The following is a 25,532-nucleotide window of genomic DNA, read 5'->3' as shown; positions in this document are numbered from 1 at the left end:
NCCACAGCGGCGTGTGGGAGCTGTTCGTGCCCGGCGCCGGCGTCGGGCTTCGGTACAAGTACGAGATCCTCGGCTTCGACGGGGTGTGGCGGCAGAAGGCCGACCCGATGGCCTTCCGCACCGAGGTCCCGCCCGCCACCGCGAGTGTCGTCACCCACTCGGACTACACGTGGGACGACCAGGACTGGCTCGACCGGCGTGCCCGCACGGCCTGGCACGCCGAGCCGATCAGCGTCTACGAGGTCCACCTGGGCTCGTGGCGGCGCGGGCTGTCCTACCGCGAGCTCGCCGACCAGCTCACCGCCTACGTCCTGGACAACGGCTTCACGCACGTGGAGATGCTGCCCGTCGCCGAGCATCCGTTCGGCGGCTCCTGGGGCTACCAGGTGTCGGCGTACTACGCGCCGACGGCGCGCTTCGGCGGCCCGGACGAGTTCCGCCACCTCGTCGACACGCTGCACCGCGCCGGCATCGGCGTGATCGTCGACTGGGTGCCGGCCCACTTTCCCCGGGACTCCTGGGCGCTGGGCCGCTTCGACGGCACGCCCCTGTACGAGCACCCCGATCCGCGCCGGGGCGAGCAGCCCGACTGGGGGACCTACGTCTTCGACGTCGGCCGCAACGAGGTGCGCAACTTCCTCGTCGCCAACGCGCTGTACTGGTTCGAGGAGTTCCACATCGACGGCCTGCGGGTCGACGCCGTGGCCTCGATGCTCTACCTCGACTACTCCCGCCCCGACGGCGGCTGGCTGCCGAACGTGCACGGCGGCCGGGAGAACCTCGAGGCGGTGGCGTTCCTGCAGGAGACCAACGCGACGGTCTACCGGCGCTTCCCGGGCGTCATGATGATCGCCGAGGAGTCGACGGCCTGGCCGGGCGTCACGCGCCCCACCCATCTCGGCGGGCTGGGCTTCGGCTTCAAGTGGAACATGGGCTGGATGCACGACACGCTGGACTACAACTCCCGCCAGCCGGTGCACCGCAGCTACCACCACCACCAGATGACGTTCTCGATGGTCTACGCCTACTCGGAGAACTTCGTCCTGCCGTTCAGCCACGACGAGGTCGTCCACGGCAAGGGGTCGCTGCTGCGCAAGATGCCGGGCACCCGGTGGGAACAGCTCGCCAACCTGCGCGCGCTCTACGCCTACATGTGGGCGCATCCCGGCAAGAAGCTGCTGTTCATGGGCTGCGAGTTCGGCCAGGACAACGAGTGGAACGAGGCCGCCTCGCTCGACTGGCCGCTGCTGAGCGACCCGTCGCACCGGGGCGTGGCCAACCTGGTGGCGGACCTCAACGAGCTGTACCGGTCCACCCCGGCGCTGTACCGCCGAGACAGCGATCCGAGCGGTTTCTCCTGGATCGACGCCAACGACACCGCCAACAACGTGTTCTCGTTCCTGCGCTGGTCGGACGGGACCTCGGCCGGCGGCCACCCGGCCGCAGCCGCCCCGAACGCAGCCGCCCGGGCCGGGGCCGATGTGGCGGGGCAGCCGACGGCCGGCGGCAACCCGACGGGGGCGGACGCGGCGGACGGCGGGGTCCTGGCCTGCGTCACGAACTTCGCCGGAATCGGTCACCACGGCTACCGCCTCGGCCTGCCCTTCCCCGGCCGCTGGCGGGAGGTGCTCAACTCGGACGGACAGCGCTACGGCGGCGGCAACGTCGGCAACTTCGGCGCCGTGCAGGCCGTCGAGGAGTCCCACCACGGCCTGCCCGCCTCCGCGACCCTTACGCTGCCGCCGCTGGGCACCGTCTGGTTCCGCTACGAGCCCGGCACCGCCGACTCCCCCGGTTCCCCGGCCTGAAGGCCTGGCCGGGGTCGGCGTCTCGTCGGCGGAGTCGGGGCCGCAGCCGCCGGGCCGCGGTCAGAACAGGGCTGCGGCCAGGGCTCGGCGGGCGGGGGCGACGGCGGGTTCGGCGTCGCCGAGTGCCTGGAACAGGTCGACGAGGTGGGCACGGGCCTGCTCTCGCTCCGGGCCGGAGGTACGCCGCACGACCGCGACGAGACCGGCGAGCGCACCGGCCACGTCGCCCTGCGCGATGCCCAGGTCGGCCGCGGCGATCGCGGCGTCCACGTCGTCGGGATCGGCCGCGAGCCGCGCGCGGATGTCCGCCGGGTCGTGGTCGCGCACCCGGCGCAGCAGCTCGGCGCGGGCCAGACCGGTGAGCGCATCCGGGTCCGCCGGCGCCTCGGCGAGGCGGACCCGGTAGGACTCGACCGCCGTGTCGATGTCGCCGCGGGCCAGCGCGGCCTCGGCCGCCGCCAGGTGCGGATCCCGCGCGGAATCACCGGCCGCCGCACCGGGCATCCCGCCCATCGCCTCGTCGACGAGGGAAAGCAGCTGGTCGAGCCAGTTGCGCACCTCGCGCTCGGGGACGGCGCCGGTGAACTCGCCGATGATGCGGCCGCCGACGACGGCCTTCACCGCCGGGATGCCCTGCACCCCCGCCGCCTGGGCGAGGCCCGGGTTGGCGTCGACGTCGATCTTGGCGAGGACCCAGCGACCGCCGTCGGCCAGCGCCAGCTTCTCGAGCACCGGGCTGAGCTGCTTGCACGGGCCGCACCAGGACGCCCAGAAGTCGAGCACGACCGGCACCTGCATCGAGCGGCTGACGACGTCGGTGGCGAAGCTCGCCTCGGTGACGTCGATGACCACGGGACCGCCGGGCGCGTCACCGGAGCCGGCGGCGGTGGCGCCGTTCGCGCCCGTCGCGGCGGGCCCGGCGTTCGCGGGCGGGGGCGGGGTGGCCGGCTTCGGGTCGAGGGGGACGGCGCCGGCGAGGCGCAGACCGCCGAGGCTGTCGGGCAGGCGCCCGGGTCGTCCCGGGCCTCCCGCACCCCGCGGCGGTCCGGATGGGACTGGTGGCCTACGTTGCATGCCTCCATCGTGACATCCGGGTGGGGCGGACGGCCCTGCCGGCGGATGACTTTTCGGGGCCCGTTGTCCGCGCCGTCTCCCGGCGGCCCGGGTCAGCCCGCATCGTCCCCCGCGAGGTCCCCCGCGACGTCCCCCGCGGGACCCCCGGCGAGCAGCCGGTCGATGCTCGCCACCTTTCCGTGCAGGGCGTCGCTGACGCCGGGGCGCAGGTCCGCCTTGAGCACGAGGCTGACCCGGCCGGCACGGGCGCCCACGGCCTGCGTGGCCCGGCGCACGACGTCCATCACCTCGTCCCACTCGCCCTCGATCGTGGTGAACATGGCGTTGGTCTCGTGCGGCAGGCCGCTCGCGCGCACGATGCGGACCGCCTCGGCGACCAGCTCGGCGACACCCTCGCCGGTTCCAATGGGCGTGACACTGAAGGCAACCAGCATGGGATCAGACCTACCACGCCGACGCCGCGACGACCATCGCTCCGACGCAGTGCCACGCGCCTGCTACTTTGACAAAACGGATGGGTCGGTAAGCTAGCGACTTGTCACGAAAAGTTGCGCGATCGACCCCCGTGTGGGCGCTTACGCAAACCCGGGACAACGGGCTCTGACGGCACGCCCTACCATTGCCCGCCGTGGGGTGGAAGAAGACGGATGACGAGGCGTAGGTGGGGCCACGCACACTGCTCGACGCGCTGACGGACCTGGCTGTGGTCGTCAGCGCGGACGGCCATGTCACCGACATGGGCGCCGCGGCTCGCGCCTTCCTCGGTGACCGGATCCCCCGTGACCCGCATCTGCGGGACCTCGTCGAGGTGGTCGACCCGGCGTTCCGCGCCGCGCTCAGCGAGGCTGCGACGGCCGCGCTGGCGCAGTCCGGGCAGTGGCGCGGCTCCGTGGGTCTGGTCGACCCCGCCGGGACGACCGTGCCGCACCACGTGACCATCCGGCGCGATCCGGACGGCGGCCTGGTCCTGCTCGCCCGCGACACGACCGACCAGCGTGCCCGCGAGATCGCCGAGAACGACTCCAGGGCCAAGGACGAGCTGATCGCCCGCCTGGGCCACGAGCTGCGCACCCCGCTCAACGCGATGCTCGGCTTCGCCCAGCTTCTGGAGCTGGAGCCACTCACCCCCGACCTGCACGACGACGTCGAGCGGATCATCACCGGCGGCCGGCACATGCAGGCCCTCATCGATGACGTGCTGGACCTGGCCCGGNTGCGTGCGGGTCGCGGCGACATCAACAAGGGCCCGGTCAACGTCCTCGACATCGTCCAGGGCGTGGTGGAGCTGGTCGAGCCGCTCGCCGCGCAGCGCAGCATCCGCCGCGTGATCGACCCGGCCGTGCCGCTCATCGCCGACGCGGACCGCCGCCGGCTGTGGCAGGTGCTGCTCAACCTCGTCGGCAACGCCCTGAAGTACGGCCGCGAAGGCGGCAGCGTGCGGGTCGGCATCGTGCCGATCACGGGCTCCCGCATCCGCATCGAGGTCGAGGACGACGGCGCGGGCCTGTCCCCGCGGGCGATCGACCGGTTGTTCCGACCGTTCGAGCGGCTGGGCGCCGAACGCAGCGGGATCGAGGGCAGCGGGCTGGGGCTCGCCCTCTCCCACGCCCTGGTCACCGCGATGGGCGGGGTGCTGACGGTCGCCAGCCGCTACGGGGTCGGCAGCGTGTTCGCCATCGTGCTCGACGCCGTCGACATGCGCTTCGAGGACCCCGACTCCGACGACGACGGCTTCGGCGATCACCTCGGCGGCCACGGCTACCGTGGGACGAGCTACGGTCGCGCCGGCTACGGCGAAGCGAGTCACGGTCGCGCCGGCTACGGTGACACCGCCTATGGCGACGCCGCCTATGGCGACGCCGGCAATGGGCGGGCCCGCCCTACCGGCACCGGCGAGGGTGGTGCCCACGGCGGGCGACACGCGCGCGTCTCCGTCGGCGGCGCAGCGGGCGGAGTCGGGCGGCGGGCGGCTCCCGGCGGCCTACGGGTCGTGCACGTCAGCGGCGATCCGGCCGTGCGGGCGGCCGTCGCGGACATGCTCACCGAAAGCCTCGCCGCCGACCCGGTCACCGTGCCACGGGCGGCCCTCGCGGTCGACGCGGTGCGCCGCGCGCGGCCGGCGTTCATCCTGCTCGACCGCGACCTGCCCGACGCGAGCGCGCCCGAGCTGCTCGCCCAGCTCGCGGCGGACCCCACCACGGCCGCCACGCCGGCATTCGTCCTGACCGAGGACACCGATCCCCGCGAGCGCACCATGCTGCGCCGCGCCGGGGCGGTCGACATCCTCGCCCTCCCGCTGGACCCGGCGAGCCTCGTCGCCGCCGCGACTGCCCTCACCGCCGCGATGACCGCCCCCCGCTGATCCGCGTCCGCTCCCCCGCTCGGCCCCCAGCCGCCGGTTGCTCCGGCAATTGCCGGAGGCTGATGACGTCGGCGGGCGGACGAACCGCCACTGACCTCCAGCAACTGATGACCGTCATGGGGCACCGACCGGCCGCCGGACCCTTCCTCATGAGCTCGGAGATGGCTGTTCAGGCGCGTATCCGATTGTGATCACAAGTAGACAGGCGGCTGAGGCGAGCAAGCCCCACCTGCTCCGAGTCGTGGACGATCGACGTTGAGTAACAGCAGTGCCGCCGCCCTGACCTCACGCTCGCCCCCGGACCACGAGCGTTCTCCGCCACCGGCCCGCCCTGTGTGGACTTGAGTCGTCTAGTCGGCGAGGAGTTCGAAGTCGGCCCAGTCGAAGCCGGGCGCGACGACGCAGCCGACGAGAACGTGCCGCCCGTCGCGGGGCGCGGCCGTCTGCCACTGCCCCGCCGGAACGACGAGCTGCGGCACCTCGCCGGCCGTCGCATCCGGCCCGAGCAGGCCTGCGGGGCCCGGCGACGGCCGGCGGGCCGTGCCGCCGAGGGTGAGCTCGAGGGTGCCACCACCCTGCCAGAGCCAGATCTCGGCCGAGGCCACCCGATGCCACCGGGAAACCTCGCCCGGGCGCAGCAGGAACAGGATGGACGTCATCGCGGGGCGCTGCCCGCCGTGCGCCGTGACAACGTCGGGGCTGGCCCAGGTCTGGCGGTACCAGCCGCCCTCCGGGTGGGACTCAAGGCCGAGGGTGTCGATCAGCTCGTCGGCGGACGTCGTCGGGTCGTCGAGACGGCTCATCGGCAGATCCTCCCCCACAGCTCGCACCGACGTGCCGGGCGCAGCGACGTGCCGGGCGCAGCGACGTGCCGGGCGCAGCGACACGCCGGGGACAGCGACACGCCGGGGACGTGCCGGGTCGGCCGGACCGTCAGCGGGACGGAGCCGNCTGTGCCGTCAGGATGTCGCCGAGGAGGCACTCGGCGGCCGACCAGGGGTCGGCGGCACCGGCGAGGACCTGGTGGGCGAGCTCCGCCAGGCGCGCGTCGTGCGGCGGGGCGGCCAGGAGGTCCCGCAGCGCGGTCAGGGCCAGCCCCCGGATCTCGTCGGCGGCGCGGGCCAGCCGGCGGCGGTCGAGCTCACCGGTCGCGGCGAGTTCCCGCCGGTGCGCGGCGATGCGCGCGACGAGCTCGTCGATGCCCTCGCCCAGGGTCGCGGCGACGCGGACCACCGCCGGCCGCCGGGCGCCGGCGCGCATCCGGGTCAGCGCGGTCAGGTCGGCGACGGTGCGTGCCGCGCCCGGCCGGTCCGCCTTGTTGACGACGAGAACGTCCGCGACCTCCAGCAGGCCCGCCTTGGCCGCCTGCACGTCGTCGCCCGCGCCGGGAGCGAGCAGGACGCAGGTCGTGTCCGCGAGCGCGGCGATGTCGATCTCCGCCTGGCCGACGCCGACGGTCTCGACGATGACGACGTCGAACCCGGCCGCGTCGAGGACCCGCAGTGCCTGCGCGGTCGCGGCCGCCAGCCCACCGAGGCGCCCGCGGCTGGCCAGGGAGCGGATGAACACCCCGGGATCACCGGCGTGCTCGCTCATCCGCACCCGGTCGCCGAGCAGCGCGCCGCCGGAGTACGGCGAGGAGGGGTCGACCGCGAGCACCCCCACCCGGCGCCCGGCGCGGCGGTAGGCCCGCACCAGCGCGGTGACGGTCGTCGACTTGCCGACGCCCGGGGCGCCGGTCAGGCCGACTGTCTGCGCGCCGCCGACGTGCCCGGCCAGCGCCGCGCTGATCTCGGGCCACCACCGGGGAGTGTTCTCCACCGCCGAGAGCAGCCGCGCGAGCGCCCGCCGATCACCGCCGACGGCCGCCGCGACCAACTGCACCGCAGCCGACTCCGCTCCAGCCGACTCCGCCGTGGCCAGCCCCGCCGTGGCCGGATCCGCCCCGCCCAGCCCCGCCGTGGCCGGATCCGCCCCGCCCAGCCCCGCCGTGGCCGGGGCGCGAGCGCGGTCGGGCAGACTCCGCTCGCGGCCGACACCCGCGGCGGAGCCGGTGGTCACGCCGCCGGGACGCGCAGGATCAGGGCATCGCCCTGGCCGCCGCCGCCGCACAGGCCGGCCGCGCCGATCCCGCCGCCACGCCGGGCCAGCTCGTTGAGCAGGGTCAGGGCGATGCGGGCGCCGGACGCGCCGAGCGGGTGGCCGATGGCGATCGCCCCCCCGTTGACGTTGACGATGTCGGAGCCGATCCCGAGGTCGCGCATGGACTGGATGGAGACCGCGGCGAACGCCTCGTTGATCTCGACGAGGTCGAGGTCGGCGGGGGTGAGCCGCTCCTTGGCCAGGGCGGCGAGGATGGCGTTGGACGGCTGGGACTGCAGCGAGGTGTCGGGGCCGGCGACGAAGCCGTGGTGGCCCACCTCGGCGAGGATCGGCAGGCCGAGCTCCTCGGCCTTGGCCCGGCTGGCCACGATGACCGCGGCCGCCCCGTCGGAGATCTGCGACGCGGACCCGGCGGTGATCGTGCCGTCCTTGCCGAACGCCGGGCGCAGCTTGCCGAGCACCTCGGCGGAGGTGTCGGCACGCACGCCCTCGTCCTGGCTGACGACGAGCGGCTCGCCGCGGCGCTGCGGCACCGAGACGGGGACGATCTCGTTGTCGAACAGGCCGTTCTTGGCGGCGGCGGCGGCCCGCTGGTGCGACCGGGCGGCGAACTCGTCCTGCTCGGCACGGGAGATGTTCAGCGCGCCGTTGTAACGCTCGGTGCTCGCGCCCATGGAGATCTGGTCGAAGGCGCAGAACAGAGCGTCCTGGTCGATGGCGTCGAGCGCCTCGGCCGCGCCGTACTTCACCCCGGCGCGCATCGAGCGCAGCAGGTGCGGCGCCCCGGTCATGGACTCCATCCCACCGGCGACGACCAGGTCGAACTCGCCGCTGGCGATGTAGGTGTCGGCGAGGGCGATCGCGTCGAGGCCGGACAGGCACACCTTGTTGACGGTGATCGCGGGCACCGTCATCGGGATGCCGGCGGCGACGGCCGCCTGCCGAGCGGTGATCGGACCGGTGCCGGCCTGGATCACGTGCCCCATGATGACGTACTCGATCGCGTCGCCGGACAGCCCGGCCCGCTCCAGCGCACCGGAGATCGCGATGCCGCCCAGGTCCGTCGCGGTGAAGCTCTTCAACGCCCCGGACAGTTTCCCGATCGGTGTCCGCGCGCCGGCCACGATCACGGAACCAGGCATGGCTGCCTCCTCATCACTGTTGGGAAGATCCTCGCCGGCGTCCTCCCACGGGCCGACGCCGCACGTACCCCTGCGACGACGTCACGGCGGTACGGTCGGTGCGCTCACCCCACGGGTACCCGCAACACCACGATAACGTGATCTTGTTCCTGGTGCCCGGCCCGGCGGCGCACCCCGTGACCGGCCGGGGCCGCCCCGCGGCGGCCGGGCGGGACCCCCGGCCCCGCCGCCCGGCCCCCGGTCAGGACAGCGCGCCGCAGGCCACCACGAAGGGGGAGGGATCCGCCGGCAGCCGCACCGTGCTGGAGGCGGAGTCCTGGACGGTCAGGCCGTCGGGGGTGAACCCCAGCGTCGTGGTGACGACGTTGAACAGGGTGCCGTCGTTCGAGGTCCCGGTGCTGATCTGCAGGGTCTTGTCGGCGCAGCGCAGNCCGATGCCGGNGTTGCCGTGGACGCCGGCACCGAGAGCCAGTCCGCTCGGCGGCGTCACCACGACCAGTTGGTCGAGACTGACGTAGCGCAGCAGGGCGTAGCTCTTCGTCCCGTTGGTCACCTGGGTCTNCACGAGCAGCTCACCGAAACCGTCGCCGTCGATGTCGACGACCGCGCTGTTCAGCGGGGTGACGATGCTGCCGAGGGGGACCTTGGCCTGCTGGCCGTCCCGGGAGAACCGCACGCGCAGGTTCGTCCCCTCCACGGCGACCGTGTCGGGCTGGCCGTCGCCGTCGACGTCGTTCACGCCCGCCGGTTTCGCCACCGGCGTGGGTAGCTGCNGGCTGCCCGGGCCGGTCGAGTTCGACGGGGCGGACGACTGCGGGCTGGTGGGGGCCACCGACTGCGCGGACGCGGATGCCGTCGGCCGGGTCGGCGGCGGGCTCGTCGGCAGGCGGGTGGTCGATCCCGAGGCCGACCCGCCGCCGCCACCGGAGCTGGAGTGACCCGAGCCGCCGCCCAACGACGGCACGGTCGCCGCCCGGCTCGGCTCGCTGAACGTGCTCGGCAGGACGGGCGGCGCAGCCGGCTCGACGACCTGGTTCGACGGGCTCGGCCGGATGGCCACCACCGCCAGCCCGATGAGCGCCGCCATCACCATCCCGCCGACGGTGAACACGGGGATGCGCCAGCGGCGTCGGCGGGCGATGCCGGCGCGGATCTGCCGGTAGGCGTCCGGGGATGGCCGGACGGGCTCAACCGCCTCGGTCAGCAGCCGAGTGAGCTCGTCCGGTTCCAACGCGCTCACCGTAGGCCCTCCAGCTTGCCGCTCAAGGCGGACAGCCCTCGGGAGGTGTAGGCCTTGACGGAGCCGACGCTGCAGCCCATCACCGCCGCCGCGTCCGCCTCGGACATGTCGGCGTAGTAGCGCAGGACGACCGCCTCCCGCTGGCGCCGCGGCAGCTCTCGCAGTGCCTGGATGACGGCGGCTCGCTCGACGAGAGAGTAGGCCCCCTCCTCGGCGCTGGCGGCATCGGGCATGGGCTTGGGGGCATGCTTGAGAGCGACGAGTCGACGACGCAGCGTGGAACGTGCGAGATTGACGACGGTCTGCCGAAGGTAGGCCAGGGCCTTGTCCCGGTCCTGTAGGCGTCCCCAGGCCCCGTGGACGCGGATGTAGGCGTCCTGGACGACCTCTTCGCACAGACCCACGTCATCCAGCAGCAACGCGGCAAGACGCACCAATGACCGGTAGTGCTCGGAGTACAAGGCGGTCAGGGCGGCGTCCGCGTCCCGCGCGACGTCGCTACGGGCGGCGTCGCTCCGCGCAGGCACGGGCCGCCACCCCTCCACGACTGTCATGGGCGCGGTCACACCACGTTGGACGCGGACCGAGCACTCGAAGTTGTCCCGAAAGTTCTATCGCGTCGCACACGAAACAGACAGCCCCCACATCCCGCGACCCCGTCTCCGTACCCATCGGTTACCTCTGCCGCCCTGTCAACTACCTGCGCCTACCTGCGCCGCCCTGTCAACTGCCCGTGCCGCCCGTCAACTGCCTGTGCCGCCCGTCACNCGCCCTCGACCGCGCACCGCCGGAGGCCGATCGTGAAGGACATCCTCGAAGCGATCCTCGCCCAGAGCCCGCCGTCCCCCGACCGGCGAGCAGAGTTCGCCGCGTTCGCGGTCCCGGAGTTCTACCGCGGCGTCGTCGTGNGCCGCGAGGAGACCGGGATGTTCGACGGCGTCCCGTCCCGGGACAAGGATCCGCGCCGCTCCCTGCACGTCGACGAGGTGCCCACACCCGAGGTCGGCCCCGGTGAGGCCCTCGTGGCGGTCATGGCCTCCTCGGTGAACTACAACACGGTGTGGACATCGATCTTCGAACCGATGTCCACGTTCGGCTTCCTCGAACGCTACGGTCGGACATCTCCCCTCGCTTCCCGCCATGACCAGCCTTACCACGTCGTGGGTTCCGATCTGGCCGGAGTCGTGCTGAGGACAGGAGCCGGCGTACACGTCTGGTCCCCGGGGGACGAGGTCGTGGCCCACTGCCTGTCGGTGGAGCTGGAACGCGCCGACGGTCACAACGACACGATGCTGGATCCGGAGCAACGAATCTGGGGTTTCGAGACGAACTTCGGTGGGCTGGCCGAGCTCGCCCTCGTCAAGGCCAACCAGCTCATGCCCAAACCAGGCCATCTCACCTGGGAGGAGGCGGCCGNGCCGGGGCTGGTCAACTCCACCGCCTACCGCCAGCTGGTCTCCGCCAACGGCGCCCGGATGAAGCAGGGCGACGTCGTCCTGGTCTGGGGGGCCTCCGGCGGGCTGGGCTCCTACGCCACCCAGCTCGCGCTGCACGGCGGGGCGATCCCGGTCTGCGTCGTGTCGTCGCCGGCGAAGGCGGAGATCTGCCGGTCCCTCGGGGCCNAGCTCGTCATCGACCGGGCCGCCGAGGACTACCGGTTCTGGAGCGACGAACGCACGCAGAATCCGCGGGAATGGCAGCGGTTCGGCCGGCGCATCCGCGAACTCACCNGCGGCGACGACCCGGACATCGTGCTCGAACATCCCGGGCGAGAGACCTTCGGCGCCTCCGTCTACGTGACCCGTCGTGGCGGCACCATCGCGACCTGCGCCTCCACCACCGGCTTCCTGCACGAGTACGACAACCGGTACCTGTGGATGAACCTGAAGCACGTCGTCGGCTCCCACTTCGCCAACTACCGGGAGGCCTGGGAGGCCAACCGGCTCATCGCCCGGGGGATGGTCCATCCCACCCTCTCCCGGGTGTACCCGCTCACCGAGACGGGGCAGGCCGCCCAGGACGTGCACCGCAACACCCACCAGGGCAAGGTCGGCGTGCTCTGTCTGGCACCCGCCGAAGGGCTGGGGATCCGCGACGAGGAGCTCCGCGCCCGCCACCTGACCGCAATCAACCGGTTCCGCGGCGTGTAGCCGGGGAAATCGCAACGGACCCGATGCCCGGCTGGCGTCACGTTCGCATTGACGGTCTGAGATGCTGAGGTCCTATGACCGAACACACGGATCTCATCCCGATGGCCGGCGAGACCGACGGGCCCCCAGCCTTCGATCTGGTCCGCCGTGGCTACGACCCCAGTCAGGTCACCCACCACGTGAACTGGCTCGTCGAGCAGCTTCGCGAGGCCGAGGCGCACCGGGCCGCGGCCGAGGCCGCCGCGTCCGAGGCGGCGTCGGAGGCGGCCCGCGTGCGCGACGATCTGGTCGCGAACCGTCCCGCGTGGGAGGAGTTCGGCGGCCGGGTCACCCAGATCCTGCAGCTCGCGGAGGAGGAGGCGGCCACCGTCCGCGCCGAGCGGACCCGTGAGGCCGACGCCCAGCTCGAGGAGGCCCGCCGGATCGTCACCGAGGCCGAGGCCGCCCGGGAGAAGACGCTGCGGGAGGCCGACGAGCAGGCCGCCTCGATCGTCTCGACGGCGCGTGCCGAGGCCGAGCGGATCGTCGAGATCGCCCGGTCCACCGCGGCGGCGGCCGAGGAGGAGTCGAAGCGCCGGCTGGCCGATCTGGAGCGTCAGCGCGAGCAGGTCACCACCCAGCTCGCCGCCCTGCGCGAGCAGGTGACGGCCCAGCTCGGCGCGCTGCGCGACAAGCTCACCGCCGCCAGTGCCTCGATCGCCTCGATCGAGGCGGCGCCGGTCGAGGAGCGCAAGGCGATCGGCGCGGAGACGACCGTGCTGCCCGCGCCCGCCAGCGTGCGCAGCGCCTGAGCCCAGGCCGGAACCTCCGCGGCTGACTCGGGCGGGCGCGCCTTCAGCCGGGGCCCTCCGACCGCAGGCGCGCCGCCCGACAGCGGCGATCCCAGCACGGGCGATGCCAGTGCCGGCGGTCCTCGACGCGCTCCGGCGGCCAGACGACCAGGTGGGCGGTGCCCGGGTTGATCTCGTGGTCACACCCGGGGCACCGGTAGACCTTCGCCGTCGCCGCCCCGGTGACCGGGCGGACCACCCACTCTCCGTCGCGCAGCACCACCACCGGATCGGGCAGCCACGCCCCGACCGGCCGCCCGCGCCCGTTCTGCCCGCGCGCGTCCCTACCCCGGGTGGGACGGCGCCGCGCCCGACGCGTCACCGACCCCGTCTGCCCGGCTCCCAGGAGCGCGGCCGCCGCGGCCGCGGCCCCGCCGGGCCGCCGTCCGAATCCGGCGCCGCGACCCACTCGGCCCGGTCCACGACCTCCCCGTCGACGATGCGGCCGGGATCTCCGGCCGGATCGCCAGCACGGCCGCCGCGCCCGCGACCCCACGCGCGCCCGGCCGCACCCGTGGCGCCCGCAGAACCCGCAGCCCGCCCGCCGGCATCACCCACCCCGCCGGCGCCCCCCGCTCCGCCCGGAGCGGCGCCGCGGACCCGGTCGATGCCGGCCGCCACGAGCGACCGGGCCACCTTCGCCTTGCGCAGGGCCCCGGCCGGGCTCGCCAGGGCCGAGGACGCGCCGATGAGCACCTGGAAGCCGCGGTCGCTGCCCCGCCAGTGCTCGCGCAGGATCGGCTCGCCGGCGCCGACGACCAGCCGGCGGAACGCGAAGGCGACGATGGCGACGTCGTCGAGCTGGCCCACCACGGGAATCATGTTCGTCAGCCGGTTGCGCGGCGACACCAGGTACGCCAGCGCCGCCGCGGCCTCGACCTTCGCGGACTGCGGCACCCGTGGATCGGCGACGACCTGCCGCAGCATGATGACCAGATCGGGGAGAAACATCGTTATCTCCCGACCGACCTGCCGCACGGCGTCCTTGTCGAGCGTGACCATCCCCGTGGCGTCTCCTCTTGTGCGAACCAGGACTTCCCGCCGACCGGCGACATCCTAGTGCCGCATCCGGCACCTTCCACNGGCGACCGCGGCGCCGGCCGTCACCTGTCAACGGACGACGCCCCCGCGGCGTGCCACGTTCTGCCTGGGACGCCTCGATCTGGCGACCCCACCGGCGCCGTGTCTCGGGCGGCGGGATCCCCGCCCCGGCACCCCCGGTTCCGCGTCCGGCGGATCGGACTACCGGCGTGGATGCACGAGAAAGCCCCGGCCGGTCTTGCGACCCAGGAAGCGGGCCCGGACGAGATGCTCCAGCAGCGGTGCCGGGGCGTAGCCCGGCTCGCGGAACTGCTCGTACAGCGAGCGGGTGATGGCGAGGGTGACGTCGAGCCCGACCACGTCGGCGAGGGCGAACGGGCCCATGGGATGGCCGCAGCCGACGGTCATCGCCGTGTCGATGTCCTCGATCGTGGCGTAGTTCGCCTGCAGCATCTTCACGGCGTCGTTCAGGTAGGGGAACAGCAGCGCGTTGACGATGAACCCGGCCCGGTCGGCGCAGCGCACCGGGTGCCGGCCCGCCGCCCGCGCCAGCGCCAGGACCGTCGCCGTCGCCCCGTCCCCGGTGAGCACCGTGGGTACCACCTCGACCAGGCGCATCACCTGGGCCGGGTTGAACCAGTGCATGCCGACGACGTCCTCGGGCCGCCGGGTCGCGGTGGCGCACTCGACGACCGGCAGGGAGGACGTCGTGGTCGCCAGCACGGCGCCGGGCCGGGCGACCTTGTCCAGGTCGGTGAACAGCTCCCGCTTGACCGCCAGGTCCTCGACGACCGCCTCCAGCAGCACGTCGCAGCCGCCGAGCTCGCCGAGGTCCGTGGTCACGCGCAGCCGGCCCAGGGCGGCGTCGCGGTCGTCGTCGGACAGCCGGCCCTTGGCGACCGCCGCCGCCAGCGACGCCTCGACCCGGCCGAGCGCCGCGTCGGCGGCATCCGGCCGCCGGGCCCGCAGGACGACGTCATGGCCCGATCGGGCCAGTACCTCGGCGATGCCTCGCGCCATCGTGCCGCTGCCCACGATCCCGACCGACCGAACCCGCATCGCCGCCCCGCCGACACCTCCGCCGGGCTCCTCGACTGCGCCGGGGTCGGCCCTGGCGGGGCCCTCGGACGGCACGTCCGGGGAGTCCGTCTCCGGGTAGGTGTAGAAACCGCGGCCGGTCTTGCGGCCCAGCAGGCCGGCCGCGACGAGCTGGCCGAGCAGCGGCGCCGGGGCGTGGAGGTGATCGCGGGTCTGGTCGTACATCGACGCGAGGATGGCGTGCGCCGCGTCGAGGCCGATGAGGTCGAGCAGGGCCAGCGGGCCCATCGGATGACCGCAGCCGAGCCGCATCGCCGCGTCGACGTCCTCCCGGGTGGCGAAGCGCGCCTCGACCATCCGCACCGCGTTGTTCAGGTAGCCGAACAGCAGCGCGTTGACGATGAACCCGGCCCGGTCCGCGGCGACGACGGCCGTCTTGCCGACCGCGCCCACCAGCGAGACGACCGCGGCCAGGGCGTCGGCGTCGGTCACCACCGTGCGGACGACCTCGACCAGGCCCATCACCGGCGCCGGGTTGAACCAGTGCATGCCGAGCACCCGGGCCGAGCGATCGGTACCCGCGGCGAGCTCCGTCACCGACAGGGAGCTGGTGTTCGTCGCCAGGACGGTCGCCGGCGGGCAGACCTCGTCGAGCCGGGCGAACAGCGCGGTCTTGGCGTCGAGCCGCTCATCGATAGCCTCGATCACCAGGTCGCAGCCGGCCACCGCGGCGAGCTCGGTGCCGAGGCTCAGCCGGCCGAGCAGCTCGCCGCGAACGTCGTCGGTCAGGTGGCCATGGCGGGCCGCCCGGTCCAGGGAGTGCTCGATCCGCCCGCGGGCCCGGCCCAGCGCCTCGGTGTCCCGTTCGACGCCGACGACGTCGAGCCCGGCCCTGGCCAGCACCTCGGCGATCCCGGCCCCCATGGTGCCGAGCCCCACCACCCCGACCCGCCGCCACCGCGGGCCCCCGTCGGAGGCGGGCCGCCCATCCGCCGAAACCGTCGCGACGTCGCCGCCGGTGCGGGAGGCGTTTTCCGACCTGTCGTGCGCATGCGTTCCCCGCCGGGCTCTTTCGGCCATGCCCTGACTCCTCAGAGTCGTCGCGACAGCCCGACGAAAATGTGCCCGATATCGCGGGCCGCACGGTATCCAACCGCGGACCCGTCGATTCTCCCAGCCTTTCCACCGCCCGGCCCGAGATCAGTCGGAGTTCACCGGAGTGACGAATCCCTCGCCCCTGAAACATCTTCTTCCAGCCCGGGAAAAGAGCGACGAAAGACGAGACCGCCGGCAATGCCGCGATGACCCGTCAGGAATTTCNGCGGCCGGCCCCGGAAGAACCGATACTCCGGAATGGCGCGCCGGCCGCCTCGAACGGATTTCCGGCGGGGACGGGCCGGCGGGAACGGGCCGGCGGGGACGGGCGGTCAGAACAGGGTCGGAATGGAGGGTTCCAGCCCGCGCAGCTCGTCGTAGTCGACGACGGCACAGCCCAGTCCGCGGTCGGCAGCCAGCAGCCGGGCCTGCGGGGTGATCGACTGCGCGGCAAGGATGCCCCGCACCGGATGCGGCAGCGCCGGGTCCGCATCCAGCCGGACGAGGTAGCGGGTGAGCTGCTCGACCCCGTCGATCTCACCCTTACGCTTGATCTCGACGGCCACGGTGGATCCATCGCTGTCGCGGCAGAGCAGATCGACCGGCCCGATCCCGGTCTCGTACTCGCGGCGGATCAGGGTGAGCCCCGGGGCGATCGCGTCCGGCCGGTCGGCGAGCAGGACCTGCAGGTGAGCCTCGACGCCGTCCTTGCGCAGCCCCGGGTCGATGCCCAGTTCGTGGCTGGAGTCGTGGAGGATCTCCTCGAGGGTGATGACGAGCTGCTCGGCGGCCNGGTTGGTCACCCGCCAGACCCCCGTCTCCTCCGCGATGACGCAGGGCGGGCTCATCCAGTTCAGCGGCTTGTACGCTCGCCCGTCGGCGTGGATCGACACCGACCCGTCCGCCTTGACGAGCACCAGTCGGACGGCGCTCGGCAGATGGGCGGTAAGACGTCCGACGTAGTCGACACTGCACCGAGCGATGACAAGCCGCATGACGTCACGTTATCGCGACCCCCCTGACCGCCCCGCCGTCCGGTGGCCGCCGGTGTTCACCTCCNGCCGGGACGGATGTTGCGGGCGGAGACGAGGTCGTCGAGGAGCTCGCGGCGGCCGGCGTAGCGGGTGGCAAGGCGTTCGGCCTGGTCGGGAGCCAGGCGGCCGAGGCGGGCGGGGTCGGAGTTGTCCTGCATGTCCGCTCGCTTGACGACGACGGCGAGCGGGTCGGCGGCGACGCGGGCCAGGTAGTCCTGCATCGACTCGTCGGGACGGTGCGACAGGGCGTCGACGGCGGCGACGACCGGCGCGGGGTAGCCGGCGGCGGTGAGGTCCGCGAGCGTGGTGTCGCTGTCCTCGACGACGTCGTGCAGAACGGCGGCGAGCTGGGCGGTGTGCGGGTCCACGCCGGCGGCCTCGGCGGTGCGGGCGACCGTCGCCATGACGCGCAGCGGATGGCCGATGTACTCCTCGCCGCCCTTGTCGATCTGGCCGGTATGGACCCGGGTGGCGAGGGCGATGGCGTCATCCAGGGTCGGACCGGCGCTCGGACCGGCGCTCGGACCGGCGCTCGGACCGGCGCTCGGACCGGCGCTCGAGCTGCTCGGCGCCGGGCCGGGCCGGCCGGGTTCGGCCGCGTCAGGGGTGGTCGAGGGCATGCCTCGACCGTACGACCTCCACGATGCCGCGAATTATGGCGCTGAGCTCATAGTCCCGGGGCGTGAACACCGCGGCCACGCCGAGGCGGGCCAGCTCCCGCGCGTCCGCCGGGGGGATGATGCCGCCGACGACGACGGGAACCTCCCCGGCGCCGGCGGTACGCAGCCCGCCGAGCACCTCGCCCACCAGGTCCAGGTGGGCCCCGGAGAGCACCGACAGCCCGACGACGTGCACGTCCTCCTCGACCGCGGCGGCCACGAGCTGCCCGGGGGTCAGCCGGATCCCCTGGTAGACGACCTCGAAGCCGGCGTCGCGGGCGCGCACGGCGATCTGCTCCGCGCCGTTGGAGTGGCCGTCGAGGCCGGGCTTGCCGACGAGCATCTTCACCGGCCGCCCGAGCTGCGCGCCCGTGCGAGCCACCAGGGCACGCAGCTCCTCGAGCCCGGTCCCNCCCCCATCCCCGCCGACTCCGACGGCGCCGCTCACCCCGGTCGGTGCGCGGTACTCGCCGAACACCTCTCGCAGAGTGTCGGCCCACTCTCCGGTGGTGACGCCCGCCCGTGCACAGGCCAGCGTCGCGGGGACGAGGTTCACCTCGGTGCCGGCGGCGGTGCGCAGCCCGAGCAGCGCCTCCCGGACGGCGGACGGATCACGCCCGGCCCGCCAGGCGGCGAGCGATTCCCGGGCCGCGGGCTCGAAGGCCGGGTCGACCGTCTGGATCGCCGTGTCGAGCTCGGCGAGCAACGGGCTCGGCTCGGTCTCGGTGAACCGGTTCACGCCGACGACGACATCCTCGCCGCTCTCGATCCGCGCGCGGCGGCCCGCCTGGGCGGAGACCAGCGCCGACTTCAGGTAGCCGCTCTCGACGGCGGCCACCGCCCCGCCCATCGCCTGGACCCGGTCGATCTCGGCGGTCGCGTCCGCCACCAGCCGGCGCACCCGGTCCTCGACGACGGGCGAGCCGGTGAACAGGTCGTCGTACTCCAGCAGGTCGGTCTCGTGGGCGAGGATCTGCTGGACGCGCAGGGACCACTGCTGGTCCCACGGCCTGGGCAGGCCGAGCGCCTCGTTCCAGGTCGGGAGCTGCAGCGCCCGGCACCGCGCGTCCTTCGACAGGGTGACGCCCAGGGTCTCCAGCACGATCCGGATGACGTTGTTCTCCGGCTGGGCCTCGGTCAGCCCGAGCGAGTTGACCTGCACGCCGTAGCGGAACCGGCGCGCCGCCGGGTCACTCACCCCGTACCGGGTGNGCAGCAGGTCGTCCCACAGCTGCCCGAACGCCCGCATCTTGCACATCTCCTCGACGAAACGCTCCCCGGCGTNGACGAAGAACGAGATCCGGGCACACACCTCCCCCATCCGCGCGGCGGGGATCGTCCCCGTGGCCGCCACGGCGTCGAGCACGGCGATCGCCGAGCACATCGTGAACGCGAGCTCCTGCACCGGGGTCNCCCCGGCCTCCTGCAGGTGATAGCTGCAGATGTTGATCGGGTTCCACCGCGGCAGCTCCGCCACCGAGTAGGCGATCAGGTCGGTCACCAGCCGCAGCGACGGCCCCGGCGGGAAGATGTACGTCCCCCGCGAGAGGTACTCCTTGATGATGTCGTTCTGCGTGGTGCCGGCGAGCTCGGCCGGGTCGGCGCCCTGCTCCTGCGCGACGACCTGGTAGAGCGCGAGCAGCCACATGGCGGTGGCGTTGATCGTCATCGACGTGTTGGTGCGGGCCAGCGGGATTCCGTCGAACAGATCGCGCAGGTCACCGAGGTGCGCGATCGGCACGCCGACCCGGCCCACCTCGCCGCGGGCGAGCGGATGATCCGGGTCGTAGCCGGTCTGGGTCGGCAGGTCGAAGGCCACCGACAGGCCGGTCTGGCCCTTCGCGAGGTTGCGGCGGTACAGGGTGTTGCTCTCGGCGGGGCTGGAATGTCCCGCGTAGGTGCGGATGATCCAGCCCCGATCCCGGGCTCCGCGCCCGGCGCCGGCACCGGTGTCGGCGTCGGAACGGGCGTCTGCGGGGCGGTTGGCGCCGGCCTCGGGGCGGGAGGACGACTGCGGGGTGCGGGTGCCGTGCGGATTCGCCGAGCGGGTTGACAGGTCCGTCATCGCCGCCGCCTCTCTGGGGCGCTGCGCCGGGGCCGGGGACCGACCGACGGCAGGCGCGGGCGGGGTCATCACGCCGGCCTCAGCCCGCGCGGACCGCGGGCGACGAGTCAGAGACTAGGCCGACCCACCGAGCCCCGCCTGTCGGCGCGGCGCACGCTCAGCCCGCGCAGGGGGCGGGCTGGCCCTTCCACTCCTGGATGAGGACCGGGGGAATCGCCGTGCAGGCGTTCGGGCCGTTCCTGACGATCGTCCACGGCCCCGTGCCGATCCGCCGCCACACGTACGGGTCGGGCGGCCGGCTGGCGACGCCCGCGACCTCGATGCGGCCGATCGCCCAGTACGCGTCGTGCGCGGCGTCGACGCCCTCGACGGCGCCGAAGAACATGCCCTGCGGCACGGTGACCTGAGCCGCGGTGATCGTGCTGTTGCCCGCGGCCCTGATCTGCTCGGCGACCGTCCAGGACAGGGCCAGCCGAAGAGCGGTGGGGTTCGGCTCGTCGTCGACCCGCATCTGGTGCGCCCGGCCCGGCTGGCGGGTGCCCTCCCACGGTGCGGTGCGCAGGGCGGGGGTGAGCTCGGGCGCCGGCTGGCCGGACGAGTTGACCGTCGTGCCGTCGCCCGAGCCGCGGTCGGCGGTGGCGTAGCCGATGGCCACGCCGATCAGGACCGCGACGAGGAACGCCGCGACCGCGACGACCGGCCGCACCTCACGCACGCCGAGAAGCCCCGCGGGCCGCGCACTGCGTTCGCCGGCGATATCCACCCGCGCGGGCACCTCCACGTCCTGCAGACCTCCGTCCGGCGTCCACCATGTCATCAGCCGGGCCAGTGACCCGAAAGCAGTACCCGATCAGCAGGTACCCGGCAAGCATGCCGCATCGGACGTCCAGTAGGCACGCGGGCGCGCCCGGGATGACGGTGCGCATCCACCCAGGTTCGGTCCGCTTCGCCCGGTCGCCGGCCGCGAGGGCGGCGGCGCGAGGCGGCTCAGGCGTGCCCGACGTGCACCAGCTCGGTCGGCTCCTCGAACCGCAGCAGCCGCCCGAGCCGGTTGGCGGCGAACATCCGGCCCAGCGCGCTCGGCACGTCGACGAGCACCATGGATCGGCCCGCCGCCCTGGCCCGGCGCGCCCCGCCGAGCAGCACCCCGAGCGCCGCATGGTCGCCGAGTTCCAACCCGGCGACATCGACGCGCAGCGGCCCGCTGCCGTTGTCGATGGCGGCGTGCAGCAGGGACCGCAACGCGCCCACCGTCCGCACGTCCACCCTGCCCACCAGCCGCACCGCCTGCCCGCAGCGGCCGCCCGCCCCGCGCGGACCGTACATGTGCACCACGTTCACGTCGTTGTTCATGTGGTCTCCCGTCCCCGGCCGCCCGGCACCCCCGCTCACCGTGACGCCGGCGCTACCAGCTATCCGCGTCGACCGCGGGTAGCACCCAGGTGCGGTTCCGCGCATGACGGACCGCCTTACGCCCTCTCGCCTCGTCCGAACCGTCGTCGCTCGGCCACGGGGGGTCGGGGCCGGTTACCTCGATGATCCCAGCCATCGCGGCGCGATGTTTCCTCTGTCGGATTCCGCGACGGGATCAGGACGGATCGGGGCGGGAACTCCTGCCGATCCGCCGTGCGTCTGGGACCATGGAGACCGGATGTCGACGGGCGAGGAGCTCNGTCCGAGGCTCCCGCGCGCCCCCGTGACCCGGTTGCGGCGCGGTGATTCGGAGGTGCCAGGTGGCCGTGAACTCGGCGCAGTACTTCGTCGAACCGGCGTTGGCGATGCTGACCGTGGGGTTGCTGATGGTCATGGCGCGCTGGGCGTCCACCCCGCTGCGGGCACTGCCCCGCGGGGTCGTGCTCGGTCACGACTTCGGGCTGCTCGTCCCCGTCGCGGTCGTCGACACGCCGGCCGAGGTGAGCCGGGCCCGGGCCGCCCTGCGCACCCGGGGCATCCGCTCCACCTGGGCGATGGCGATGACCCCGCTGCACATCGACGCCGCCGGCAACATCCTGTCCCGACCCCGGCAGCGCCGGCACGTGCTCGTCTTCGGCGCCGACGCGGCCCGGGCCGCCCGCGCCCTGGCCACCCCACCCGGCGGGCTGTCCTCGCAGACCTGAGGCGGCTCGGCAGACCTGAGGCGGCTCGGCAGACCTGAGGCGGCTCAGGCTGCCGCTCAGGCCACCGCCCGGTCGGAGACCCGCCGGATGTCGGCGCCGAGCGCGGTCATGTTCTCCACGAAGCCGGCATAGCCACGATCAATGTGGTACACGTCGGTCACCTCGGTCTCGCCCTCGGCGACGAGGGCGGCAAGCACCAGGCCCGCGCCGGCCCGCACGTCCGACGCCATCACCCGGGCCGCCGTCAGCCGGTCCGCGGGCCGCACGATGACGTGATGGCCGTCGGTGCGCAGGTCAGCGCCCAGTTTGTGCAGCTCGCGGCAGAACACGAAGCGACTGTCGAAGACGTTCTCGGTGATCAGCGACGTCCCGCTGCTGATCGCCTCCAGCGCGATGATCTGCGGCAGCAGATCCGTCGGAAACCCGGGGTAGGGCANGGTCACGACGTCGATCGAACGCGGGCGGTCCCGGCCGACCACGCGGAACCCGTCGTCACGGACGTCGATCTCCGCGCCGGCCTGCACCAGCTTCTCCAGCACGATCCCGAGATGCCCGGCCCGGCNGTGCCGGATCATGACGTCGCCGCCGGTCATCAGCGCGCCGATCGCGTACGTGCCGGCGACGATGCGGTCCGGCACCGTCCGGTGCTCGACCGGGGACAGCGCGTCCACACCGTCGATCACCAGGGTCGACGAACCCGCACCGTCGATGCGCCCGCCCATCGCCGTCAGCATCGCGCAGAGGTCGGCGATCTCGGGTTCCTGGGCGGCGTTGTCGATCACGGTCGTGCCCTTGGCGAGGACGCCGGCCATGAGGAGGTTCTCGGTGGCGCCGACGCTGGGGAAGTCCAGCCAGATCGACGCCCCCTGTAGCCGACCCGAGCAGCGCGCCACCAGCGCGCCGCCCTCGACGTCCACCAGCGCCCCGAGCTTGGCCAGCCCGTTGACGTGGATGTCGAGCGCCCGCGAGCCGATCGCGTCCCCCCCGGGCAGGGCGACCCGGGCCTCCCCGCAGCGGGCGACCAGTGGGCCGAGTACCGCCACCGACGCCCGGATCCGCCGGACGAGCTCCCCGTCGGCCGAGAACCCGGGCGTCTCGGGAACGTCGATGCCGAGCCGGCCACCGCCGACATCCCGCTCCACCGTCGCGCCGAGTCCGACCAGCACCTCGGACATCACGGTGACGTCGAGGATGTCGGGAACGGCGGTCAGGGTCGTGCGACCGGCGGCCAGCAGGCTCGCGGCCATCAGTTTGAGAACCGAGTTCTTCGCGCCCGGGACGGCTACCTCGCCGGCCAGTCGGGTGCCGCCTGTCACGACGAAGCGCTCCACGGACCTCGATGCTAGGTCCTGGCGCAAAGATCTTCACCGGCACCCACCGGATTGACCCCCACCACCCTGCGCGCTCGCCTCATCCCGATCCGTCCGCCCCCACCACGGACACCCCGTCATGAGCCCGGACGAACGGCTCCCCCCGCCCGGCCAGGGCTTCAGGTAGACCCCCGTCAAGCGGACCGGCCGGACAAACGCGCCGGTCTCCTCGGCAACCTCACGACACAGCCCGGCCTGGATGGTCTCGCCGCGTTCAAGGACTCCGCCGGGAATCTGCCAGGCTCCGGTGTCCCTACGCCGGATACACAGAATCGACCCGTTCTCGTGGAGTGTCACTCCGGCTACGCTCACCGAATGCATGTGCGGAACGTACTCTTTGCACCACGGAAATCGGGGTGAGCGACAGTCTCCGTCAGCGGCTGGCGGACCTGCCGCCGGAGACCGATCCGGGGTTCGGCACCGCCGCTCGAGCGTTGCTGGCCGGGCCGGACGCGGGCGACGAAGCCCTCACCGCGATCATCGAGGGCGCCGACCTGCCCGAGCAGACCCGGTTCAACGCCTTCTACTGCCTGCAGGTACGAGCCTGGCGACGCAAGGACCACCGCAGACACCGCGCGAACACCGACCGCTACCAGTCTCGGTTCGGCCGGCACCCGATGTTCTTCTACCTGCAGGCCGAGTACTACGCCGCACTCGGCGACGACCCCGCGAACCTCGATGCCGCGTTGACCTTCGCCGTCGAGGCCGTCGAGCGGTTGGCGAGTGTTCCTGGTGTACTGCACCTGGCCGCCGAAGTCATCGCGGACCGTCATGAGCGTGATCCTGACAGCGACCCGCGCCTGCTTCTGGACGCCGAACGGCACGTCCGCCAAGCCATCGCGCTCAGCGACGGTCGGTACGNCCGTTACCACGCCACCCACGCCAGGATCGCCACGTTGCGGGGCGCGTTCACCACCGCCCGCGCCAGCATTGCGCGGGCGATCGAGGACGAGGACTCGACCGGCGCCGAGTACGCCCTGCGCATCGGGGACGGCGGGCGGCAGCGGGTCGGTCTGGCGTCGGCTGGCCCCCGCGATCGTCGGGGTGATACTCGTGACGGCGGGTTTTCTCATGACCGGGTGGGGGCCGACGGGNGCGGGNGCTGCGGTCCATCAGTCGGTCGGACAAGCCGGATAACGAGGATGCGGCCGGTTGCCGTCCGGACGGGCTGTGGGTGATCGACGGCGCGACCCCGCTGGGCGACGAGGTCCAGGTGGACGGTCGTTCCCCGGCGGCCTGGCTCAGCGCGGTGGCCGACGCGTTCCTGGCCCAGGTGCCCTGGGAGGGTCGTCCGCTGCGGGCGGTGCTGCGAGACCTTGTCGGCCACGTCCGCGCCGAGGGGCGTGGAGCCGGGCTGCCCGCCGACGGCTTCCCGACGGCGACGCTGAGCCTGGCCCGCGTCCGCGACGGCCGACTCGATCTGTGCCTGCTCGGTGACAGTCCGGTCCTGCTGCGCCCGCCCGGCGCCACCGTGATCGAGTTCGTCGATCCGCAGTTCGCCGGGGTGGAGGAGGCGCTGCTCGAGCGGGTCCGCACCGAGCTGGACCGCGGCGAGACGGCCGCCGACGCCTACGCCCGCGCCCACGCCCATAACCGGGAACGTCGACGGTGGCGCAACACCCCGCGGGGCTCCTGGATGCTGTCGGACGTGCCGGCCGCGGCCGAGCATGCGTACGCCACCACGCTCGCGGTGGCCCCGGGGACGGAGTTGGTGGCGATGTCCGACGGATTCGCCCGCGCCGTCCGGCCCTTCGGCCTGGTTCGCGACGACACCGAGCTGCTCGACGAGATCGCCGCGGGCCGCGAGGCGGAGCTGCTCGACCGGCTGCGGGCGGCGGAGCGCGCCGACCCGAGCTGCTCGCGCTTCCCCCGCTTCGGGGTGAGCGACGACGCGTCCGCGATCTACGCCCGCCTCTGAGACCCCTCTCCCGAGGGAACCGCCGACACCCCGGGGGTGCGCCTCCCGCGGTGCGGTGCGCCTCCCGCGGTGCGGTCAGCAACGACAATCGGCCGGCGCCCGGGTTCAGTCGTCGGCGTGGCGCGGCGCCTGCTCGCCGGGCCCACTGGCCCACAACTAACGGCCCTCGCAAGCGTCAGTCCGCCGGCCAGTAGCGGGTGACGACGAGGATCAGGGGGTCGGAGGCGACGATCTGCGCCTGCGAGCGGGGCAGAATTTCCTTGATCTTGGGGATGGTGTCCATGAGCGCCTGGGCGGCGTCACGGTGCGCGTCGTCGTAGAAGACCGTGGACACCGGCACGTTGTAGATCGACAGGTAGCTACCCGTCCGCGACATGGGGAAGCCGACCGCCTCCACCTGCCGGGCCGCAGAGTCGGCCAGCCCACTGATCCGCGAGTTGTTCAGCACGACGACCGGCGCGGTCACCGCGGGCGGCCGCGCGCTCG

The 25,532-nt window shown here is 73.3% G+C and carries 22 protein-coding genes and 12 pseudogenes; 9 read left to right on the top strand and 25 right to left on the bottom strand.

Going from position 1 to position 25,532, the window contains the following annotated elements; all coding sequences use genetic code 11:
- Position 1 precedes the first annotated feature (1 nt).
- The coding region (gene glgB, locus FF86_RS07065; protein WP_242418320.1) for a 1,4-alpha-glucan branching protein GlgB at positions 2–1,808 on the top strand (1,807 nt) is incomplete at its 5' end.
- 60 nt (positions 1,809–1,868) lie between these two features.
- On the opposite strand, the gene FF86_RS07060 is transcribed toward glgB, so the two are convergent.
- Positions 1,869–2,813 carry a tetratricopeptide repeat protein gene (locus FF86_RS07060; protein WP_044886707.1) on the bottom strand — a complete coding sequence of 315 codons (945 nt, stop codon included), beginning with the start codon at positions 2,811–2,813 and terminating at the stop codon, positions 1,869–1,871.
- A gap of 161 nt (positions 2,814–2,974) precedes the next feature.
- Positions 2,975–3,316 carry an MTH1187 family thiamine-binding protein gene (locus tag FF86_RS07055; protein ID WP_044886686.1) on the bottom strand — a complete coding sequence of 114 codons (342 nt, stop codon included), beginning with the start codon at positions 3,314–3,316 and terminating at the stop codon, positions 2,975–2,977.
- A gap of 227 nt (positions 3,317–3,543) precedes the next feature.
- On the opposite strand from FF86_RS07055, the pseudogene FF86_RS42275 reads away from it, so the two are divergent.
- Together FF86_RS42275 and FF86_RS07050 are read left to right on the top strand one after the other, a co-directional pair.
- Positions 3,544–4,095: pseudogene (locus FF86_RS42275) on the top strand (histidine kinase dimerization/phospho-acceptor domain-containing protein); the annotation flags it as partial.
- 1 nt (position 4,096) lies between these two features.
- A partial coding sequence (locus FF86_RS07050; protein ID WP_242418319.1) for a hybrid sensor histidine kinase/response regulator occupies positions 4,097–5,244 on the top strand: 1,148 nt, incomplete at its 5' end.
- A gap of 350 nt (positions 5,245–5,594) precedes the next feature.
- Here FF86_RS07050 and FF86_RS07045 read toward each other — a convergent pair.
- From FF86_RS07045 to FF86_RS07025, 5 genes are all read right to left on the bottom strand, one after another.
- Positions 5,595–6,047: a cupin domain-containing protein gene (locus tag FF86_RS07045; protein WP_044886708.1), complete on the bottom strand. Its 453-nt coding sequence runs from the start codon at positions 6,045–6,047 to the stop codon at positions 5,595–5,597.
- Positions 6,048–6,195: 148 nt separating this feature from the next.
- The coding region (gene meaB, locus FF86_RS07040) for a methylmalonyl Co-A mutase-associated GTPase MeaB (protein WP_242418318.1) at positions 6,196–7,305 on the bottom strand (1,110 nt) is incomplete at its 3' end.
- Positions 7,302–8,489 (bottom strand): acetyl-CoA C-acetyltransferase, encoded by a 1,188-nt coding sequence (locus FF86_RS07035; RefSeq protein WP_044886688.1) that lies wholly within the window; start codon positions 8,487–8,489, stop codon positions 7,302–7,304. The genes meaB and FF86_RS07035, both read right to left, overlap by 4 nt.
- Positions 8,490–9,051: 562 nt before the next feature.
- Positions 9,052–9,228, bottom strand: a 177-nt coding sequence (locus tag FF86_RS61970; RefSeq protein WP_255355730.1) for a VCBS repeat-containing protein, incomplete at its 3' end; no start/stop codon positions are given.
- Positions 9,229–9,725: 497 nt separating this feature from the next.
- A complete protein-coding gene (locus FF86_RS07025; protein WP_044886710.1) occupies positions 9,726–10,283 on the bottom strand; it encodes a SigE family RNA polymerase sigma factor in 558 nt (185 codons plus the stop codon).
- A gap of 355 nt (positions 10,284–10,638) precedes the next feature.
- Here FF86_RS07025 and FF86_RS42265 point away from each other — a divergent pair.
- The 5 genes and pseudogenes from FF86_RS42265 to FF86_RS07015 form a co-directional block, all read left to right on the top strand.
- A pseudogene (locus tag FF86_RS42265) lies at positions 10,639–11,145 on the top strand (alcohol dehydrogenase catalytic domain-containing protein); the annotation flags it as partial.
- A gap of 1 nt (position 11,146) precedes the next feature.
- Positions 11,147–11,351: pseudogene (locus tag FF86_RS42260) on the top strand (crotonyl-CoA carboxylase/reductase); the annotation flags it as partial.
- A 1-nt stretch (position 11,352) separates the two neighbouring features.
- Positions 11,353–11,459 (top strand): annotated as a pseudogene (locus FF86_RS42255) (hypothetical protein); the annotation flags it as partial.
- A gap of 1 nt (position 11,460) precedes the next feature.
- A partial coding sequence (locus FF86_RS42250) for a zinc-binding dehydrogenase (protein ID WP_242418317.1) occupies positions 11,461–11,879 on the top strand: 419 nt, incomplete at its 5' end.
- A 74-nt stretch (positions 11,880–11,953) separates the two neighbouring features.
- Positions 11,954–12,670: a sugar-binding protein gene (locus FF86_RS07015; protein ID WP_044886691.1), complete on the top strand. Its 717-nt coding sequence runs from the start codon at positions 11,954–11,956 to the stop codon at positions 12,668–12,670.
- A gap of 43 nt (positions 12,671–12,713) precedes the next feature.
- On the opposite strand, the gene FF86_RS07010 is transcribed toward FF86_RS07015, so the two are convergent.
- The 13 genes and pseudogenes from FF86_RS07010 to FF86_RS06975 all read right to left on the bottom strand — a co-directional run bounded on the left by FF86_RS07010 (position 12,714) and on the right by FF86_RS06975 (position 20,994).
- The gene (locus tag FF86_RS07010; protein ID WP_052681252.1) at positions 12,714–13,031 is read right to left on the bottom strand and encodes a hypothetical protein; all 318 of its coding nucleotides are present in this window, start codon (positions 13,029–13,031) and stop codon (positions 12,714–12,716) included.
- Positions 13,028–13,711: a YkvA family protein gene (locus FF86_RS07005; protein WP_044886692.1), complete on the bottom strand. Its 684-nt coding sequence runs from the start codon at positions 13,709–13,711 to the stop codon at positions 13,028–13,030. Before FF86_RS07005 ends, FF86_RS07010 begins: the two co-directional genes overlap by 4 nt.
- Before the next feature lie 240 nt (positions 13,712–13,951).
- The gene (locus tag FF86_RS07000; protein WP_236706607.1) at positions 13,952–15,712 is read right to left on the bottom strand and encodes a 3-hydroxybutyryl-CoA dehydrogenase; all 1,761 of its coding nucleotides are present in this window, start codon (positions 15,710–15,712) and stop codon (positions 13,952–13,954) included.
- A gap of 503 nt (positions 15,713–16,215) precedes the next feature.
- Positions 16,216–16,675 (bottom strand): annotated as a pseudogene (locus FF86_RS06995) (endonuclease NucS domain-containing protein); the annotation flags it as partial.
- Position 16,676: 1 nt separating this feature from the next.
- Positions 16,677–16,878, bottom strand: a pseudogene (locus FF86_RS42245) (endonuclease NucS domain-containing protein); the annotation flags it as partial.
- A 65-nt stretch (positions 16,879–16,943) separates the two neighbouring features.
- A partial coding sequence (locus FF86_RS06990; protein WP_128423492.1) for an HD domain-containing protein occupies positions 16,944–17,537 on the bottom strand: 594 nt, incomplete at its 3' end.
- Positions 17,518–17,988 (bottom strand): annotated as a pseudogene (locus FF86_RS42240) (cobalamin B12-binding domain-containing protein); the annotation flags it as partial. The pseudogene FF86_RS42240 and the gene FF86_RS06990, both read right to left, overlap by 20 nt.
- A 1-nt stretch (position 17,989) precedes the next feature.
- Positions 17,990–18,787: pseudogene (locus FF86_RS42235) on the bottom strand (methylmalonyl-CoA mutase family protein); the annotation flags it as partial.
- Between the two features lies 1 nt (position 18,788).
- Positions 18,789–18,860 (bottom strand): annotated as a pseudogene (locus tag FF86_RS42230) (hypothetical protein); the annotation flags it as partial.
- A gap of 1 nt (position 18,861) precedes the next feature.
- A pseudogene (locus FF86_RS42225) lies at positions 18,862–18,988 on the bottom strand (hypothetical protein); the annotation flags it as partial.
- 1 nt (position 18,989) lies between these two features.
- A partial coding sequence (locus FF86_RS42220; protein WP_242418315.1) for a methylmalonyl-CoA mutase family protein occupies positions 18,990–19,641 on the bottom strand: 652 nt, incomplete at its 3' end.
- A 157-nt stretch (positions 19,642–19,798) separates the two neighbouring features.
- Positions 19,799–20,422 carry a hypothetical protein gene (locus tag FF86_RS06980; protein ID WP_242418314.1) on the bottom strand — a complete coding sequence of 208 codons (624 nt, stop codon included), beginning with the start codon at positions 20,420–20,422 and terminating at the stop codon, positions 19,799–19,801.
- 206 nt (positions 20,423–20,628) lie between these two features.
- Complete coding sequence (locus tag FF86_RS06975; RefSeq protein ID WP_044886696.1) at positions 20,629–20,994, bottom strand: STAS domain-containing protein; 366 nt, start codon at positions 20,992–20,994, stop codon at positions 20,629–20,631.
- Between the two features lie 380 nt (positions 20,995–21,374).
- Between FF86_RS06975 and FF86_RS06970 the strand changes: the two genes are divergently transcribed.
- Positions 21,375–21,758, top strand: coding sequence for a hypothetical protein (locus FF86_RS06970; protein ID WP_082122082.1), 384 nt, complete (start codon positions 21,375–21,377; stop codon positions 21,756–21,758).
- A 56-nt stretch (positions 21,759–21,814) separates the two neighbouring features.
- Here the strand turns inward: FF86_RS06970 and FF86_RS42215 are convergent.
- The 5 genes and pseudogenes from FF86_RS42215 to FF86_RS42200 all read right to left on the bottom strand — a co-directional run.
- Positions 21,815–22,194: pseudogene (locus FF86_RS42215) on the bottom strand (UDP-N-acetylglucosamine 1-carboxyvinyltransferase); the annotation flags it as partial.
- Between the two features lies 1 nt (position 22,195).
- Positions 22,196–22,320 (bottom strand): annotated as a pseudogene (locus FF86_RS42210) (hypothetical protein); the annotation flags it as partial.
- 1 nt (position 22,321) lies between these two features.
- Positions 22,322–23,074 (bottom strand): UDP-N-acetylglucosamine 1-carboxyvinyltransferase (locus FF86_RS42205; RefSeq protein WP_242418313.1); only part of this gene is annotated, 753 nt, incomplete at its 3' end.
- A 48-nt stretch (positions 23,075–23,122) separates the two neighbouring features.
- The gene (locus FF86_RS31665; RefSeq protein ID WP_082122083.1) at positions 23,123–23,449 is read right to left on the bottom strand and encodes an NUDIX hydrolase; all 327 of its coding nucleotides are present in this window, start codon (positions 23,447–23,449) and stop codon (positions 23,123–23,125) included.
- Between the two features lie 1,772 nt (positions 23,450–25,221).
- Entirely contained in the window at positions 25,222–25,512 is a 291-nt protein-coding gene (locus FF86_RS42200; RefSeq protein WP_052681250.1) for a LytR C-terminal domain-containing protein, read from the bottom strand.
- Positions 25,513–25,532 lie beyond the last annotated feature (20 nt).

The sequence above is a fragment of the Frankia sp. CpI1-P genome, assembly GCF_001421075.1.
GTDB lineage: Bacteria > Actinomycetota > Actinomycetes > Frankiales > Frankiaceae > Frankia > Frankia torreyi.
Note: the sequence above shows the minus strand (reverse complement) of the source record. Positions and strands in the feature narration are given on the sequence as shown.

What these genes read in the sequence shown, in the direction of transcription:
- FF86_RS07055 (WP_044886686.1), bottom strand. Translation starts at nt 3,316, where the DNA reads ATGCTGGTTGCCTTCAGTGTCACGCCCATTGGAACCGGCGAGGGTGTC.
- FF86_RS07045 (WP_044886708.1), bottom strand. Translation starts at nt 6,047, where the DNA reads ATGAGCCGTCTCGACGACCCGACGACGTCCGCCGACGAGCTGATCGAC.
- FF86_RS07035 (WP_044886688.1), bottom strand. Translation starts at nt 8,489, where the DNA reads ATGCCTGGTTCCGTGATCGTGGCCGGCGCGCGGACACCGATCGGGAAA.
- FF86_RS07025 (WP_044886710.1), bottom strand. Translation starts at nt 10,283, where the DNA reads ATGACAGTCGTGGAGGGGTGGCGGCCCGTGCCTGCGCGGAGCGACGCC.
- FF86_RS07015 (WP_044886691.1), top strand. Translation starts at nt 11,954, where the DNA reads ATGACCGAACACACGGATCTCATCCCGATGGCCGGCGAGACCGACGGG.
- FF86_RS07005 (WP_044886692.1), bottom strand. Translation starts at nt 13,711, where the DNA reads ATGGTCACGCTCGACAAGGACGCCGTGCGGCAGGTCGGTCGGGAGATA.
- FF86_RS07000 (WP_236706607.1), bottom strand. Translation starts at nt 15,712, where the DNA reads ATGGGGGCCGGGATCGCCGAGGTGCTGGCCAGGGCCGGGCTCGACGTC.
- FF86_RS06975 (WP_044886696.1), bottom strand. Translation starts at nt 20,994, where the DNA reads ATGAACAACGACGTGAACGTGGTGCACATGTACGGTCCGCGCGGGGCG.
- FF86_RS31665 (WP_082122083.1), bottom strand. Translation starts at nt 23,449, where the DNA reads ATGCATTCGGTGAGCGTAGCCGGAGTGACACTCCACGAGAACGGGTCG.